The sequence below is a fragment of the Elusimicrobiota bacterium genome, from assembly GCA_026388155.1.
Lineage (GTDB): Bacteria > Elusimicrobiota > Elusimicrobia > Elusimicrobiales > UBA9959 > UBA9634.
Map to the genome: position 1 here is coordinate 284,244 of JAPLKI010000025.1, position 17,297 is coordinate 301,540.

The 17,297-nt window shown below is 52.7% G+C and carries 13 protein-coding genes; 1 reads left to right on the top strand and 12 read right to left on the bottom strand.

Annotation, left to right across the window (positions count from 1 at the left end; translation table 11 throughout):
- Positions 1–2: 2 nt before the first annotated feature.
- The gene (def, locus tag NTX59_13495; protein ID MCX5786690.1) at positions 3–560 is read right to left on the bottom strand and encodes a peptide deformylase; all 558 of its coding nucleotides are present in this window, start codon (positions 558–560) and stop codon (positions 3–5) included.
- Positions 561–682: 122 nt separating this feature from the next.
- Here def and NTX59_13500 point away from each other — a divergent pair, with 122 nt between their 5' ends.
- Entirely contained in the window at positions 683–1,606 is a 924-nt protein-coding gene (locus NTX59_13500; protein MCX5786691.1) for a hypothetical protein, read from the top strand.
- A gap of 71 nt (positions 1,607–1,677) precedes the next feature.
- On the opposite strand, the gene NTX59_13505 is transcribed toward NTX59_13500, so the two are convergent.
- From NTX59_13505 to NTX59_13555, 11 genes are all read right to left on the bottom strand, one after another.
- Positions 1,678–2,598, bottom strand: a complete 921-nt coding sequence (locus NTX59_13505; GenBank protein ID MCX5786692.1) for a class II aldolase/adducin family protein — start codon at positions 2,596–2,598, stop codon at positions 1,678–1,680.
- 169 nt (positions 2,599–2,767) lie between these two features.
- Entirely contained in the window at positions 2,768–3,676 is a 909-nt protein-coding gene (locus NTX59_13510; GenBank protein ID MCX5786693.1) for a tyrosine recombinase XerC, read from the bottom strand.
- A 99-nt stretch (positions 3,677–3,775) separates the two neighbouring features.
- Positions 3,776–5,908, bottom strand: coding sequence for a type I DNA topoisomerase (topA, locus tag NTX59_13515; GenBank protein MCX5786694.1), 2,133 nt, complete (start codon positions 5,906–5,908; stop codon positions 3,776–3,778).
- Positions 5,909–6,411: 503 nt separating this feature from the next.
- The gene (gene dprA, locus NTX59_13520) at positions 6,412–7,575 is read right to left on the bottom strand and encodes a DNA-processing protein DprA (GenBank protein MCX5786695.1); all 1,164 of its coding nucleotides are present in this window, start codon (positions 7,573–7,575) and stop codon (positions 6,412–6,414) included.
- Between the two features lie 54 nt (positions 7,576–7,629).
- Complete coding sequence (locus NTX59_13525) at positions 7,630–8,610, bottom strand: LysM peptidoglycan-binding domain-containing protein (protein ID MCX5786696.1); 981 nt, start codon at positions 8,608–8,610, stop codon at positions 7,630–7,632.
- Positions 8,611–8,738: 128 nt separating this feature from the next.
- A complete protein-coding gene (locus tag NTX59_13530) occupies positions 8,739–10,277 on the bottom strand; it encodes a YifB family Mg chelatase-like AAA ATPase (protein MCX5786697.1) in 1,539 nt (512 codons plus the stop codon).
- Between the two features lie 49 nt (positions 10,278–10,326).
- A complete protein-coding gene (locus NTX59_13535; GenBank protein ID MCX5786698.1) occupies positions 10,327–11,268 on the bottom strand; it encodes a hypothetical protein in 942 nt (313 codons plus the stop codon).
- Between the two features lie 124 nt (positions 11,269–11,392).
- Positions 11,393–12,028 (bottom strand): DUF799 family lipoprotein, encoded by a 636-nt coding sequence (locus NTX59_13540; protein ID MCX5786699.1) that lies wholly within the window; start codon positions 12,026–12,028, stop codon positions 11,393–11,395.
- A 117-nt stretch (positions 12,029–12,145) separates the two neighbouring features.
- Positions 12,146–13,237 (bottom strand): hypothetical protein, encoded by a 1,092-nt coding sequence (locus tag NTX59_13545; protein MCX5786700.1) that lies wholly within the window; start codon positions 13,235–13,237, stop codon positions 12,146–12,148.
- Between the two features lie 81 nt (positions 13,238–13,318).
- Complete coding sequence (locus tag NTX59_13550) at positions 13,319–15,256, bottom strand: ATP-binding protein (GenBank protein MCX5786701.1); 1,938 nt, start codon at positions 15,254–15,256, stop codon at positions 13,319–13,321.
- A gap of 130 nt (positions 15,257–15,386) precedes the next feature.
- Positions 15,387–17,297 (bottom strand): DnaA/Hda family protein, encoded by a 1,911-nt coding sequence (locus tag NTX59_13555; GenBank protein MCX5786702.1) that lies wholly within the window; start codon positions 17,295–17,297, stop codon positions 15,387–15,389.

Sequence of the window (17,297 nt, forward strand, 5' to 3'; positions counted from 1 at the left end):
TTTTACCGGTTACTCTTTACCGTCCGCATCCTGGTTTCGTCCATCTTCTTCCATCGGCGCTTGAGCCGCATAAGCACCGGTTTAAGCTTCATGCGGGTAATGAAGGGCAGCCTGTCCACAAAAAGCACCCCGTCAAGATGGTCCAGCTCATGCTGAACCGCCTTCGCCAAAAGACCCTCAGCGTTTATTTCTATAGGCAGGCCTTTTTCGTTCAGCGCCCTGGCCTTAACCCTGGAAAATCTTTTTATCCTGGCGAACAGTCCGGGAAGCGAGAGACAACCCTCTTCTTCCGTCATGGAACCGGACTTCGCCACCAGTTCCGGATTGATAAGCACTATCTTCAGGTCTTCTTCGTTATCTTTTTTTATTATAATGATCGCGAGCCGCAGGTCCAAACCTATCTGGTTAGCCGCGAGTCCCGTGCCGTTAACGGCTTCCGCAGTCTCGAACATGTCCTTTAAAATGCCGGGCAGGTCCTTTTTAGCTTTTTCAAAATTCACTTTCCTGGCGCTTTTTTCAAGTATCTTTTCTCCGTATTTACAGATTCTTCTTATAGCCATAATAGACCTCGCTAACGGCCGGAATTGGATTCACTGAAAATGCCGATCAGATTTATTTTATTTTACTATAAATGCCGCTTTGATAGATTAACCGGGCCGTGATATGATAGATTATGATTCATATGAGGATAATAATCTCTTTGGCGCTGCTGCTGGCGGCGGGTTCCGCTTTTGCCGAAGAGCCGGCGGAAAAGAAAACCACCTATGAACTTGAACTGGACCCGTACTACTCGGCCTTCGGCGTGTATAACAGCCTTACCGGCAAACCCATACCGCACATGAAAGTGGCCTCCGAAGCGGAGATTTACAGGGAACTCATCCGGAAGTTCTATCTGCCGCGCACTTTTGTGGTTGAAGCCAGTATTAACCCTCTGCCTTACGCCGGAACCCTGATAAAGAAGCACCAGTCCGGTTTTTACAATAACATGCAGCTGAACAGCAATTTTAACGCCGTGCAGGCCATTACCGCCGGCTTTGAGGAACCCTGGGCGCTGTCGTTTTTCTTCGGGAATGTGGTTTCTTTTGACTCGATAAAAAAAGCCTACGAGGGCAAGCGCAACGGCTATTCCGGTATACTTATAAACATAGGCAATTACCACATAAAGGACAACGTTTTAATAAAGGACAACTGGGTGGAAACCGAAGCCAAGCTTAAAGGCGAGCAGATACTGGCTGACCGCGAACTGCGCTGGAGCTTCCGCGTAGGGACAAAATTCCATGCCAATCCGTACATAGCCGACTCATTTTATATAGGCTTCAGGCGCAGCCGCACGGATTTCAAGGAGAGCGGCAAAAGCAATTTTTGGCTGCACAACAGCGGGATCGAATATATTTCGGATTTTTCGCAGAAAACATTTAAACCCATACGCCACTACTTTCTGGTGGATAAGAAATTCCCAATGAAGAATTCGCGCCTGGCCTTCAGTCTGGGGCTTGGCTTTATATGGACGGCGGACGAGAAATATTCCGGCCCTCTTTCCGACGCCGGGAAAATGAAAACCACCAGCGCTTTCCAATTCATATTACAGCCGAATCTGGTGTTTTAGGTACAACAGGGGCCGGCGGCTAGCGGATAGGGGTTTAGGGCAAGGAGTTCCTTATATCTTTGCCCTCTCCGCTAGCCGCTAGCCCCTGCACTATTGCTTTTCATGGTGTCAAAATATTGAACCTCGGCCTTTGACAGGAATATAGGCGTCAGCTTAAGCGCCTTCATACAATCCAAAATATAGAAGAGCGCCGTAAGCACTTCGTTTACGGCTGCCATTTCCCCACGCCCCTCAAGCGACTCCGGGCCGCAATACAGAGCCTGGTCCGGCGAAAACACATTTTCAACCATGAACCGCACGCCGTAATGGGCAAGGCGGGCGGTATTATGCGGGGAAAGAACAGCCGCCGGCGCGATGACCGGGTAAGGCGGCAGACAGAGCCCGCGCCTTATGGTGTCATTTACCCGATCGCTAAGTTCCAGAGCGCCCGAAACGCCCGCGTTGGCCACGGCAAGGCCATGGTTGGCAAGAAAGAAAATTTGAGGCCCGCTGGCTCTTGCCCGGTCGTTTATTGCCGCGCATAATTGCGGCCCCGGGGATCTATAATGGATGAACTCCGCATCGGGAAACATTTTTTTGCCCAGGGAGTGACCTTCTGCGCTCATGTTAAGTATATTGGCGTAAACCGAATGAGTATGTATAACCGCCGTATTTAAAAGCGAATGGAAGCCGGTCTCAATGGACGGCTTGGCGGCTTTCACACCTTTAACCGGCAGGGACTGGGAACAGATGTAATCGGAAAACTCCCCCTCGCCGCCGGGACCGGAAGCTATGCGGCGGCGTATATTGCCGTAGTTTACCAGGGCGTAACCGCCCTCAGGCGACACATCTTTTAGTTTTACGCCTGAAGCCTTAATAAGCATGCGCTCGGAATTCAGCTTCAGTGAAACATTGCCGCCGCCGCCCTGCGTTAAATCCGGGCGCGCACCGGCGGCCCGGGCCAGGCGGGCCAGTATTTCGGGGGCATTGTCTAATGAGGTGTCAAAAGGCATATAAGGGCAGGGGATAGCGGATAGCAAATAGCGAATAGTGGTTTAGTGCAGCGGGGAAAAGCAACATAAATTTACACCGATTTTTAACAGCCTTCCGCTTTATTCTCCGGTCTTTCCTTTAATTCAGCGTTTAATACCATCTTAAACCCTATCTTCTCACCCCTATACGCTATTTTTTTGCCCTCGGATGCGCCTTATCGTACACTTCCTTAAGGCGCTCAAGCGACATATGGGTGTAAATCTGAGTGGTGGCCAGGTTTTTGTGGCCGAGCATTTCCTGCACTGACTTGAGGTCGCAGCCGTGGTCCAGCAAATGCGTGGCGAAGGAATGCCTTATAGCGTGCGGGTTAAGAGTGCGCGTGAAGCGGGCCCGGCGGGCCATTTTCTTGACAATGAACGCGACTCCCGCGTCGGTCAGCCTTGTGTTTATATGGTTTAAAAAAAGCGGCAGGCCGGGAGAAACCGGCTTTGGCCTGGTGTCGAGGTAAACCCTTAAAGCCGTCAGCGCCTTATCCCCCACCGGCACAAGGCGCTCTCTTGAGCCCTTGCCCATCACGCGCGCGAACCCTCCGTAAAAATCCAGGTCACCTATATTGAGGCCCGACACTTCCGAACGCCTTAGCCCGCTTGAATACATAAGCGTGAAAATGGCAAAGTCCCTTGCCGCGAAAAAATAATTTTTTTCTTTGGCGTTTACCTGCCCGGGGGCGTTAGAGTCCTCAAGGCGGCCCACTTCGCCCTCGGTAAGGAAGCGGGGCAGGCGTTTCTCCGTTTTTGGTATGGTTACAAGCTCAAAGGGGTCGTTTTCCATTTCACCGTTTGAAAGCAGGTGGGACAAAAAAGACCGCACGGCGGAAATTTTCCTTAAAAGGGTGCTGCGCGACACCTTGCGCTCGCTTATGAACGCGATATAGCCGCGCACTTCCATGCGCCCGATTTTTTGAGGGGAATCAACGCCCAGACCTTTAAGGTAGCCGGCGAACTCTTTAAGGTCAAAGCTGTAAGCCTTTACCGTGTGCTTTGAAAAATTCCTCTGCGACTTTATGTGCAGCAGGAATTTTTCTATAAGAAAGTTCATGAATCAGGTTGGTAAATGCCATATGCTTTAAGCCATATGCCATAGGCTTGCAAGGAACTCCTTAAAAGCATATGGCTTAAGGCATACGGCTTAAAGCAGTTATGCCGCCTTGCCCGCGCCGCCGGTCAGCTTTTCCACCTCTTCGGGGGTTACTTTTACTATGTTGCGGCACTTCGGGAATCCGGAACAGGCGAGAAAAAATCCGCGCGCGCTTTTTCTGAGCAGCATGGCGTTTTTTTTGCATTTTTCGCAGGTTTTTTCGGTCTTGATGGGCGCAAAAAATTCCTGTTTATTGCCTTCCCTGTCCAGGGGCACCTTACCCTTGCATTTCGGAAAGCGCGAGCAGGAAAGGTATTTGCCGAAGCGGCTTTCCCGCAGGTCCATGGGCGACAGGCACAACGGGCATTTTTCTTCGGTCTTTATCACAGTGGGCCGGGTTTTAATCATGTCCTTTTCCGCCTTGGCAAGCGTTTTAGAGAAGGGAACATAAAATTCCCCCATCAGCTTCACCCAGTCCACGGTGCCGTCGGCCACGTCGTCCAGTTTGTCCTCGATGGAGGCGGTATAGGAAATTTCCATGATCTCGTGGAAAAAGCCTTTCAGCTTTTCGGTGACCAGCGCGCCAAGTTCGGTGATAAGCAGTTTGCGGTCTTTTTCTTTGTTTATATAGCCCCGTTCCACGATATTCCTGATTATGGCCGAGTAGGTAGAAGGACGGCCGATGCCGTTCTTTTCCAGCGTTTTTATCAGGCTGGCCTCGTTATAATTGGGAGGAGGGCTGGTTTTATGGGCGGTGGCCTCCACATCCTTCAGGTTCACGATATCCCCCTCTTTTAACGGCGGTATCGCGGCCTCTTCTTCGCCCTCGGCGTCAACATCCTCTTCCTTTTCCTCTATATAAACCTTCAGGTATCCTTCAAATTTAACCGTGCGCCCGCTGGTGCGCAGAACCGCCGCGCCCTTTTCGTCCGAAAATTCAACGCTGACGGAGTCAAAAACGGCGTCTTCCATCTGGCTTGCCACGAACCGCCGCCATATAAGGTCATACAGTTTGGCCTGTTCGCCTGTCAGGAACTTGCCCATGTCTTCGGGTTTTCGCGCTACGCCGGTGGGGTGTATCGCCTCGTGAGCTTCCTGGGCGCCTTTTACCTTTTTCAGGTAAAGCGGCGGCTTGGCGGGCACAAAATCCTTGCCGTAGAACTCCCCTATGAACTTTGCGGTTTCTTTCTGCATCTCAAGGGCGACATTAAAAGAATCGGTCCTCATGTAGGTGATAAGGCCGGCGCTTTCGCCGCCCATTTCCACGCCCTCGTAAAGGCTCTGCGCCACCTTCATGGTGCGCTCCGAGGAAAAGCCGAGTTTATTGTAAGCGTCCTGCTGGAGCGTGCTTGTAATGAACGGGGGTTTCGGCTTCTGCCTTACTACCTTGGCTTCAAGCTTTGAAACCTTTAAAACGCTGCGGCGCAGAAGCGTGGCGGCCTCGACCGTATCTTCCATTTTTTTGAAAACAGAGGTCTTGTAGCGGTAATCCTCGGCGAAAAGCTTAAGCGTAATGGTCTGTTCCACCGGCTTTGCCTGCCAGCGGACAAGCTTAGCCTCAAAGGGCTTGCTTTCCCCCTTGGTCAGCATACCCGCCAGCGTGTAATAATCCTCTTCGTTGAAAGCCGCTATTTCTTTGGCGCGCTCTGCGATAAGGCGCACCGCCACCGACTGCACGCGGCCGGCCGAAAGGCCGCTTTTTATCTTCGCCCAAAGAAGCGGCGAAAGTTTGTAGCCCACAAGGCGGTCTATCACGCGCCGCGCCTGCTGGGCGTTTACCATGTTCAGGTCAAGCTCACGCGGAGATTTAAGGGAGGCCGCGATGGCCGTTTTGGTTATTTCATGAAAGGAAATGCGTTTAAATTTGGCTTTGTCCGCGTTCATCACTTCGCGCAAATGCCAGGAAATGGCTTCCCCCTCGCGGTCGGGGTCGGTGGCAAGATAAATGACGTCCGCGCCCTTGGCAAGCGTGTTCAACTCCGCGATTATTCTTTTCGCGCGCTCAATTACCACATACTTCGGGGTAAAACCGTGTTCCACATCCACCCCAAGCTCCCCCTTGGGCAGGTCGCGCACGTGTCCGTACGAGCTTCTGACCGTGAAAGCGCCTTCAAGGAACCGGCTTATGGTTTTTTCCTTGGTGGGAGACTCGACAATAACAAGACTTCTGCCTGTTTTATTTTTTTCAGCCATAATATTTGTATATTCTAGCTTTTTTCCCGTGGACGGAATAGGAAATTATAAAAAATGTAGCTATTTTTTTAAAATGTCATACTTGTATTTTATATAGATATCAATAAAAAAAATTGCAACTAAAATCATTTTTTATTAAAAGTTACCTTTGCTTATCTAATCCTTTAACATATTCGGGCAAATGCCCTGCTAATTATAAGGCTGGCTGCGACTATTGGGTGGGCAATTTAGATGTATCGTAAAAAGGGCGGGACAAACACCTATTAATTTAAAGAAGTGCCGGAGAAACGTGATAACTGAAAGGGGTGGCGAGGGTGTGGGTTCGGAGGGCCTTCACGCAGACCGAGGCTTGCGCAGCGCCGAGGCCGAGTGGTGAGGCGCGCGCACTGTGTGCGCGACGCCGTGCCCTCCGGGCCCACACCCTCGACAGGCCCCCAACCAACATATATACTTCAACCCAAAGCCATAAACCCGGCGTTACAATTTCTAAAAAAAGTTGAAGGTTAAACGGAACGGGAATATTTGCCGCTTTTTAACACGATCAATTCCGAGGTTTCAAGCTCAAAAAGGGCCGCTCCCGCGCGCTGGACACCCCAGGCCGCGGCGCCCGGCGTTCCCGCCATGGAAAGCTTCAGCATCACTTCATCGGCGCAAAGGCCTTCGGGCGATTCTTTGAGCACGGCCCAGGCCGCGTTGGCGTCTTCCGAAAGCGTTTTTAGAATACCGGCGCCGCCGTCCCCTTCCGGCTTTGAAAACGCCGAGGTTTTAAGGCCGAACATAGCTTCCGGCGGAAAGCTTGAGATAATATCCAAAGCGTCTTCGGCCGGCGCGGCGCCGTTTTTAATAAGATAATTGGGCCCCCGTGCCACCGGGCAATCCACCTGCCCCGGCACCGCCAGCACCTCCCTGCCCTGCTCAAGGGCCGCGCGGGCGGTAATCAACGCTCCGGATTTAAAATCGCCCTCCACCACCACTACGGCGCGAGAAAGCCCTGATATAACCCGGTTGCGCCTTGGGAAACTTACCGGCAGTGCGCCCGCCCCCATAGGGAATTCAGAAAAAACGGCCCCGCCTTTTTCAACTATTTCACGGGCAAGCCGGGTATTCTCACGCGGATAACAAATATTCAAGCCTGTGCCGATAACGGCCCATGTGACGCCGCCCGCCTTAAGCGCGGCCTCGTGGGCGGCCGTGTCTATCCCTCGCGCGAGCCCGCTTACCACGGTAACGCCGGCGCCGCAAAGTTCACATGCAAGCCGCGCGGCGGTTCTCAGTCCATAGTTCGTGGCTTTGCGCGTACCCACCACGCCCACGGCAGGCGCCGCCGCGCTGAATTGCCCCTTTACATAAAGGACAAGCGGCGGGTCGTAAATGTCTTTAAGCAGCTGGGGGTAGTCGGGGTCAAGCGCGGTCAAAGCGCGCGCGCCGGCCTTAAGGGCAAGGTCAAGCTCTTTGACGGGGTCAAAAGTTTTAGTTTCCCTTACAAAACGCTCCGCGGTTTCAAGACTTAAGCCGCCGTCCGAGGACAATTCAGCCGGAGTTCTGTAAAGTATCTCGCGCGCCCCCCCGTAAAGCGCGATAAGGCGCAGCGCCCAATCGCTTCTCAAGCAGGAAAAAGCGTTTATCCTCACCCTGGCCAGTTTTTCTTCTTCAGCTGAAACAGCCATATTCCCCTAGATACTTTCCATTTTGCACTTTACACTTTGCATTTTCCCCCGCCTCTATTTCTTTTTCACCAGCAGGCCTTTGCGTATGGGAGTTGAAGCGTCCAGCACTTTTGCATTTACCCGGCTGCCGTCCACGCTTAAAACCTCAAGCATACCGGCGCGCTGCAGTTCAAAACCCAGCCTTTTGCCTTTTTTATCGTAAGCGGATGCCCCTTTTAGATAAGCGTCAAGATAATCGCCTTTTTTTACGGAATCTTTCGAGCGCAGGCCGACCAGCACTGTCTCACCGCTCAATGAAAAGCTGTCTTCCATTTCGTTATTAGAGGCGGCTTTCGCGGTTATAACGCCGTCTTCGCGCCAGTTATCTCCGACTATTTTAACACCGGAACTCCATTCCTTCTGACCCTGAGGCATATCTTCAGAAAGATCGCCGTCTTTGAATAATTCCTCCAGTTTTTCTGCCGGCTGCGGGAGCGGCTTCGTCTGAGCTCCGGTTGTGACGGCATCCGGGTTTGCGGGCGAGGAGGCCTCCTCCGCTGCTATAATTTCGGAGGACCTCAGCTCCGGCTCTTTTAGCGTTTCATCCTCGCCTATTATTAAGTTTTCGGTTAAGTCCGGGATTTCCAGCTTATTTTTAGGATAAATGAGGTCTGGATTTGAAATGGAATTGCGATTGGCGTTGTATAGCTTCCCCCACTTGAAAGGATCGCCGTAATATTTACGGGAAAGATCCCAAAGCGTGTCACCCCGGACCACGATGTGCCGCTTATTAACGGTGAGGCCGCCTCCGGTTTCAGGCTTGGCCGCGGCCGCAACGGGCCCGACCCGGGCCGCGGCAGGTTCAGTTTCCGCTTTTACGGCGGCGGTGGAAAGGTTTATGGCGGGTTTAACCTCAGGACCCGCCGGTGCGGAGCTTACGGCAACCCCGGCTTTGGATTTGTCAGCTGCTAATTCGATTTTCAGCGGTTGCGCCTGCTGCGCGTTAAGCCCGCCGCATAAAGCGCATAAAAGCGCCGCAAAAATAAATCTTTTCATATAGCCTCCGTACATGCGAACAATACTGCGAATCGATGAAAATGCGAATTTATGCGAATCAGCGATTTGTGACAGTATTGGAATTTATTCGCATATCCTTCAATTCGCATCTGATTCGAATGAAACACTTACCTCAACCCCGACAACTCCGACGCCCTGTCAAGCATCCGGTATTGTACGGCTTCTATTATATGTTCCCTTTTAATCTCTGCGGCGCCTTCCAAATCCGCGATGGTCCTTGAAATTTTGAGTATTTTGTCAAGCGAGCGGGCCGAGAAGCCCAGTTTGTTCATAGCCATTTCAAGCACGGCGGAAGCGCCTTCAGGAACGCGGCAATATTTTCGTATCTCCGATACGCCCATGAAGGCGTTGGCCCTCGTTTTTGAAACCGCGAAACGCTCCCGCTGTATGTTTATGGCTTTGAGCGCCCGCTCCGCTATGGCGCGCGAACTTTCGCCTTTGGGGATGGCTTCCCAGTCGGCGTATTTTATAGCGGAAAGCTGTATATGCAGATCTATGCGGTCAAGTATCGGCCCCGAAATTTTGCTCCTGTATTTATGCACCTGCAAAGGCGTGCAGGAGCATTCCTTGGTCGGGTGGCCAAGATAGCCGCAGGGGCAGGGGTTCATGGCGGCGACCAGCAGGAAGCGGGCGGGATAGACTACCGTTTCTTTAACGCGGGATACCGTTACTTTCCAGGCCTCAAGCGGCTCACGCAAGGCCTCTATCGCCGGCCTTGAGAATTCCGTGAACTCGTCCAAAAATAACACCCCGTTATGCGCCAGCGACACTTCGCCAGGCCTCGGGTTTGAGCCTCCGCCTATAAGCGCGGCATCCGAAATAGTGTGATGCGGCTCCCTGAAAGGGCGCTCGCTTATCAGGCGCGAGCCCTTAACCAGGCCGCTGGCGGAATAAATTTTAGTGGTTTCGAGTTTTTCCTCAAAACTGAGCTCGGGCAAAAGCCCGCCGAAGCGGCGCGCCAGCATGCTTTTACCGGCGCCCGGCGGACCCACCATGATGACATTATGGAAACCGGCAACCGCTATCTCAAGGGCGCGCTTGGCGAAAACCTGATTTTTAACTTCGGAAAAATCCCCCAAAGAGTTTTCCGCGCGCGGCGCAGTATCCGCTTCGCAGGGTTTTAAAGGGCTGGTGCCGTTGACATAAGCCGCCACTTCCTTCAGGTTAGCCGCGTATAAACACTCAATGCCCGACGCCGCGGCTTCCCGGGAGTTGCCTTCCGGCACTATCACGGCTTTTACGGCTGTTTTTTTAAGTGAAACCAGCATTGGCAGCACTCCGGCCACGGGCCGCAGGCTGCCGTCAAGCGCAAGCTCGCCTATAAACGCCAGATTTTCAAGTTTTTCAAGAGAGGGTTTCTCAATTCCACCCGAAGCCGCAAGCACTCCCAGCGCTATGGGCAGATCGAAATGAGTGCCTGATTTTTTAAGCTCCGCCGGGGAGAGGTTCACCGTAATTCTTTTTGAGGGAAAGTCAAAACCGGAATTCCGCACGGCGGCTATCACCCTGTCTTTAGACTCTTTTACGGCGGCATCAGGCAGGCCCACCACGGCGTACGCCGGCAGTCCCGCGGCAATATCAACTTCGGCGCTTACATTGAAGCCGTCTATGCCCCGAAGGGCGAGAGTTCGTATTTTTGCCAGCATAAATCAGATCTCAATCAAATCAGCTCTGAAGCCCTGAAGCGCTGCTTTCCTACTTTGCCAACCGGCAGATATCTTTCGCCTTGGCGCCCGCGCTCGCGGCGCGCGTCAGTCTGGCTATAGAGCAATCCCCGGAATCGCCGCAATAACGGTCCACTTCCACCGAGCCGATATACTCTTCCCTATGGCCTATTACCAGATTGGAACCCGGGTCGCGTATTTCAGAACCCTGGTGGAAGCAATCAAGTTTCATGCCGGGCTTAACACCGGAGTCCTGTCCCGCGTTAAGGTAGAGCTCCTCACCGGAAGCGTCCGCTACCATGCAGGACCAGGCCTTTTTGTTGAGCTGACTGGCTATGTTGTCCACGAACTGCGCTATGGAAGCCCGCAGGGCCTCACCCTCAAGAGTTTCGTCATAGCCGCCTTTCGTGCCCATGCCGAGGAAACTCTTTTTTTTGGACTTAGCCTGCCCCTTGCCGGAATCGGCCATTAAAACCTGCCCGCTCTGCGTATCTATCAGGCGGATGTCCACGGTAACATCGGCTACCTGCTGCTTTGACTGTGTTATAAGATAATCGGACCCTTCCGTTTTCACTCCGAATTGGGATACAGAGCCGACAATTATGGCCTCAAGCCCCATTATTTTACCCAGCTGCACCGCCGTCTGGGCGTCTATGGTACCCTGGGCCTGAAGCTTCTGCTCCTCCATTATTTTATTCATCTTGTCGCGTTCCACCACTATGAATTTGCCCGACTTTACCAGTTCGGTTATAAGGATGTCCGAGGCTGCCCCTCCAAGGCGCCCCTGGCCGTAGGCGGATTTATTTTCAAATTCCACCACGCCTATACGGCGCTTGGGGCCGGTGTATTTTGACTCGAGATGTTCTGTTTCATTGGCGCTCAGCGCCTGCTGCATTTTGACTGTTTTTGAAGGCGCGCAAGCGGCCGCCAGAATTACAAATCCGCTGAGTGCCACAAGTTTATTTCTAATCATTTTCTCCTCCGGTAATTTTGATTTTGCTAGCAGGCTAGTATGCGAGTAGGCTTGTAAGCCTAATTTAGTAATCCCACAAAAAGCATACTAGCATACCAGCCTACACGCCTACCAGCTCTGCTTCCTACCTTTTTGGCATCCTGTCAAACACATGGTTTACCGCCAGTTCAGCTTCCTGATGCAGCGGAGATTTGAAGATGTTTTCCACCAGTTTTACCGCCGCGTTTTCAACAAAAGCTTGTTTGGCATCTTCTTTATGCAGGTAGAATTTTATGTCCTTGCCCGCGCCCGAGGCCTCAAAAAGCGTCTCGCCGCTTGAGGCTGAAACGATTTTAAGCCGCAGGACCACGGACTTGCGCACCACGAATGCCAGATTCTGGAAAGTAAAGTCCTCAACATACCCATAACAAAGCAGATCCGTCCCCAGAACGGCCCCCAGCCGGGCCGGCGTAACAGAGGGAAGCTGGCCGCCGTCCGAGATGCCCATGCTTTTCAGTTTTTCGTCGGCATCCTCAAAAGCGACCGGCGCATATCCCCACTTTGAAAAATGCTCTCCGGAAAGTTTACGCATATATTCCGGGGCCGTAATATCGGTGGACTGGTTGTCAAAGGGCAGAACCGCCACCCTTGAGTCCGCCGCCGTGCGCAGATTGGGGGAAACAAAATATGCCCCCCCCCCGGAAGCGCAGGCGCATAGTATGCCCAAAACTGAGGCAAAAGCGGCGTGTTTACCAAAATTCCGATTTTTTTTTTGCCTCATATCATAAGACAGCGCATAGCGAATGGCAAATAGCGAATAGTGTGCAAATCCAGAAAATGAACATTAAATAAAGAACTCATTCCCTAACCGCTATCCCCTATTCGCTATTCGCTGCCGTTACTTATTTGCTGAAAAAACCACTTCAGTCTGCGTCGCGCTTTCAAGTTCAAGGCCAAGTGCATCCTGACGCAGAAGAGCGCTTGCAAGCTCCTGCGGATCGGTATTTGCCGGAGAGATCATAAACACCGCTTCTCCGTCCGAGTAGCTTTCCAGTTGGAGGCTTTTGGCCCCCAGCTTATCCGCCTCGCCTTTCAGGATTTTAAGATTCTCAAACCCTCCCAGCTTTCTTACACGCAATGTTATTTCAACTGATTTTCTTGCCAGCCGCTCAAGGTTTAAGGCCGCGCTTTGGGCCATAAGTTCTCCGGTCGAGTAAAGCGACTTCGCGCCGGAAGCGGACTCGGAGGAGTCAAGAGCGTTGGCCTGGGTGGACGCTTGGAAGAGCCGCTGCCCCGAGAGCGCGTCGTAAACAGACAGCTTCGCTTCCGAATTTATCGGGTAAAATCCGGTGGCTAGACCCGCGCCCGCCGGACGCGCCTGCGCTTCTACGTAAAAAAGAAGATCGGCTCCTGAATCCCGGGCCGGGATTAAAAGTTCTTCAGGCGGCTTACCCGCGGTGGAACCATCCTTCAGCCATGGGTAATTTTCGAACACCACCGCCCTGCCGCCCATGCTTTTTTTGAAAGCGGCGGCAAAGTTGTCTCCCGCGCCGGGCCCGCTCTCCGTAACCGCAAGCGCCGCCCTGGTTCCGGTCCGGCTCACGGCGAGCGAGGTGCGTTCGCGCAAGTCCGCGGCTATTTTTGAAAGTTCTACATAAGCCCTTACGCTCACTCTGTATGAACCGCCCTCCCTGACCTCGGAAAGCAGTTTATACTTCCGCATATAGGGATGAGGATTTGCGCCCAGGGCCGCAATTTCAGCGGGGTCTTGCGCAAAAAGCGAAGCGGCCGCAGTTACCGCGTTTTTAAAGGCGTCGGCCAACGCCGCGTTTTTTGAGGCGGCCAGATCCTTCTGGTTAAAATCGGCCAGGCCCCGCGTCTCAACGGGCTCAACAGACTCTTTAACGGCCAGCCGCGAGGTATGGGCGCAGGAAGAGAAAACCAGCGCCACAAAGCAGGGGAAACTTAAACTTTTAATATTTTTTTTCATATTTAAAACCGCCGTTTTAAGTAACTTCTCAGACGGATAGGCTGATAAACCGCCATACGGCTTAAAGCAGTTGCTCTGCCTTCAGCCTTCATCCCTTACATCCCGCGTATCAGCCGGCAAGGCAAAAAAGAATTTGGCGCCCTGGCCCGGCTTTGATTCCAGCCAGATCTTGCCCCCGTGTTTTTCGATTATGGATTTTGAGATGGCAAGGCCGAGTCCCGTGCCGGGCACCTGATTGGCTCTTGTTTTGCCGCGATAAAATTTCTCGAAGATCAGTTTTTGCTCGGCCTCCGGTATGCCCGGACCGTTGTCTTCCACGCCTATTACCGCCGCTCCGCTCTTATCACGGCCGGTAACCATAATATTTGAGCCTTTGCCGGAATATTTTATGGCGTTCAAGATCAGGTTGTCTATCACCTGGATTATCCAGCGCGGGTCGCCATGAACGGCAGGCAGCGCGTCGTCCACGGAACTTGCGAGCGTCACGCCGCTTTCGCGGGCTTTAAGCATCATGTTTGAAACGGAAGTTCTAATCAATTCGCCCAGGATCACCGGCTGGAACTCCATTTCCACTTTGCTGTTAAGGCGGGAGATGTCAAGCAGATTTGAAATAAGATGCGTGAGGCGGTTGACGGACTGATCCGCGATATTTAAAAAATTCGACTGTTGCTCGTTTAAAGGGCCCACCTCGCCGCTTAATATCACCGAAACAAAGCCTTTTATGGTGGTAAGCGGGGTTTTAAGCTCGTGGCTGACGGTGGAAAGGAACTCATCTTTCAGGCGGTTAAGCTGGGCCAGTTCCTCGGCCTTGCGCGAAATATTGTCGTATAGCGTGACCATTTCTATTATTATGGCGAGCTCGTCCGCTATAATGGTAAGGAACTCCAGATTATCCTGCGTAAAATAATTAATTTTGCGGCTGCCCACGCGCAAGACCCCTATAACGCGATCGCCGGTGGAGATCGGCACCAGCATCAGCGAATGGATGTTAGAACGCTTGGAGTAGGTGCTTAAAACCTCGGGATCGTTCTGCGCGTCGGGAGAGATAAAGGGCTTTCGCGTCAGGAAAGTCCGGACCGAAGCTGAAGCGTTGTTTGAAACCGGTATGCTGTAGAACGCGCGTTCCGCGTCCAGAATGCCGTAAGGGCCGGGGCCGACGCTAAGCTCACCCGCCGCTTCGTCAAAAAGCAGGCAGGCCACCACATCGGCCTCCACTATTTTTGCCACTATGTTAAGTATGGCGGAGCAGCCGACCTGGGCGTCTTTCTCGCTGCCGGTAACCTTAGTCACCACTTCATAGAGCGCCTTCCGCTCCTTGGCCCGCTGTATCAAGCGGGAACCGGCCATATCAAGCTCCCTGACAACGGCGTTAAGCTCGGCTTTCAGGTGGTCGGTTTCCTTTTTCAGCGCAAATACTCTCTCTTTTATTTTAAAAACCGAGTTCAGCTGCAAAGCGATGAATTGCAGGTGTGTTTCGGCCAGTTCAAAATCCGCGGGCGTTCGCGCCCCGAAAACCAGCAGCCGCTGGTAGCCTTCCGGCGCCGAGGGCATGAACGGGCAGATAACGGCGGCCTGAATGTCAAAAACGGCCAGCAGTTCCGCCGACGACCCTGCGCCTGAAATGGAGTCAAGCCGTATGGTCTCGCCGTGGCGCGCGCTGCTGTCAAGCGCGGCCCAATTACAGCTGCTCATAAGTTTCGGCTCAACCTTGAAATTTTTAAGGTAATTTATCAGCTTCCAGCCGCCCTCCTCTTTTTCAAAAACCAGCATGGAACTGTCGGGGAAAAGCTTGTGGAGTTTGATCAGATAGTAGTTTGTGATATCGCCGTAATGTTCAAGGGAATCCGGAATATAAGTGTGGTCCAGTATTTCTTTTGAAAAAGCCATGAAGCCGGAAAAGGCGCGCTCGTATCCTTTAAGGCGGCTCTCGACCGGCAGCAGAAATCTGAATTTTATGTACCAGTAGACGGCAAATCCTAAAACCGCCCCAAGAACAAGTACGGGGATGAAATAGTTCATAGTTGTAACTGCTCAGGTAGCCAGAAGTCAGAATTCAGGAGTCAGAATGAGAACGCAGACGACGAGAAAGGTTCCGCTATTCTGAATTCTGACTACTGAATCCTGTCTACCTATGTAGTAACTCATAGTTCTAAATGAGGTCCATGAGCGTTTTAGTGTAAACGGCCTGTGATTTGATCCGTTCAGCCGGTATCCACGCGCCCTTGAGCAGATAGCTGTCAAGGATCTTGAACGTGATATGCTTGAACTCCGCCTCCTGCGAGCCCAGAGCGGAAGAGGGCTGGGGACCCAGCACTATAACCCCGTTCACGCCGCGCTCCGCGGCGTAATTCCCTATCTTGAAAGGAATCCCGTAAGTTTCGTCGGAATTGTATTCCTCCATAAAAACCTGCGTCCATTCGGCCCTGAGACCCAATTCAGCTGCGCGTTCGTGCATTTTATAAAGGACAAATCTCGCCTCCCTTTCCATAGACTGGGGATAAAAAATCCCCCACTTGAACCAGGCGCTGGACCCCGGCTGCGACCAATTTTTGGCTTTAGAGTATTCATCGTCGGTCAAGGTGCTGCCCATATCGGTTTCCCCCGTCCCAAGCAGCATCTCGACCAATTGGGAGTGGGAAGAACTGTTGCTGGCGTTAACCGTCATTTTTTCAAGTTTTTTCATGCTCTCAAGGACTTTAACGACTTCCCCGAAAGGCATGCTTTTTTGCACGAAAATATTATTAAGCTCATCCTCGGAAAGTTTGACGTCCATGCTCTGCAAAAGCTGGCTCAGGATAAGCTTGTAGGAGGAGGCGGCGGGAAGCTTAAGGTCAACCATCCACCCCTGCGTAAATTGAAACCCCACGGCATCCTCCAGGCCCGAAAGGGACTTGGGCGGAAAGACAGAGGTAAGCATTATCTGCTTGTTCTGGGCCACGAAATCATTGAGCCATTTTGAAATATATCTTTTATTGGACGGGGAAATCATCAGCAGATGAATGTCGTCTATAATAAGCGCCTTGATCTTTGAAAACATTTCCTCAAGCCTGGCTATTGTGCCCTCATTAATGGCCATTTCCACGCCCTTTGACAATTTTATCCCGTCGGTGACAAAGATATTATTCTGGCCTATTGAGGAGGAAAGCCCGTAGGAAACGGAGTGCACAAAATGAGTTTTTCCGGTGCCCGGCACGCCGAAAACCAGCAGCGGATTATAAATAACCCCCGGATTTTCCACCACGGCCATGGCGGCGGCGTGCGCGAAACGGTTATGCGATCCCGCCACCAGCGTCTGAAAACTGTAAGTGGGAATAAGCGGCAGTTCCATGGACCAGCGCGCCTTTAACTTTGAGGCCGGAGCCGGAGCCGGTTCAGGGGCGGAGGCGGGTTTAATATCCTCCTTCGGGGCCTTAGCGCGATCCGATTCCTCTTTTTTAGCCCTGGCCGTTTCTGAAGGCATGAAATTCATGGACGGCGCGGCACTGGCCGGTCCGGCCGCGGGCGGCATGGCTAGCCCGCTATCCGCCCGCCCGAATTTGGAGGGCCCTTTCGGCTCCGCAGCGGGTGGCGGGGTTATTTCCGGTTTCCGCGGCTCAGGCGCGGGAGACGCTTTCCGGGGAGGGGGCGCGGCGGCCGGCTCCTGGCGCGGAGCGGGGGCCTGGGTGCTGCGCGCAGCTGCGACGGGCGGTTTAGCCACAGCAGGTCTGGGCTCCGGCTCAATTTTTATTTTTTTCTTCGGCAGTTCAAACAGCTCAGGAGCCGCTTCCGGCGCGTCGGCGTGTCCGGAACCCGCGCCGCTGTCCGGGGCCTTTGACTGCGCCGCGGCGCCGGCGCTAAGCTCCCCCATTACTTCTTTGAGCTTGGTCATGGTCTCCATTTCAAGTTTAGACAGATAGATGGTAAAATTAAACTCGCCGGAGGCTTTCTCCGGCCGGGAACAAAGGCCCCCCAGCTTCTTGACGATCAGAAAGATGTCTTTCATCTCCCCTTTTATCAAAAGCTTATGCCGCGCGGAATTTTTTTCGCTTGGCGCGGGGGAAACTTCCCATTTTTTGATCAT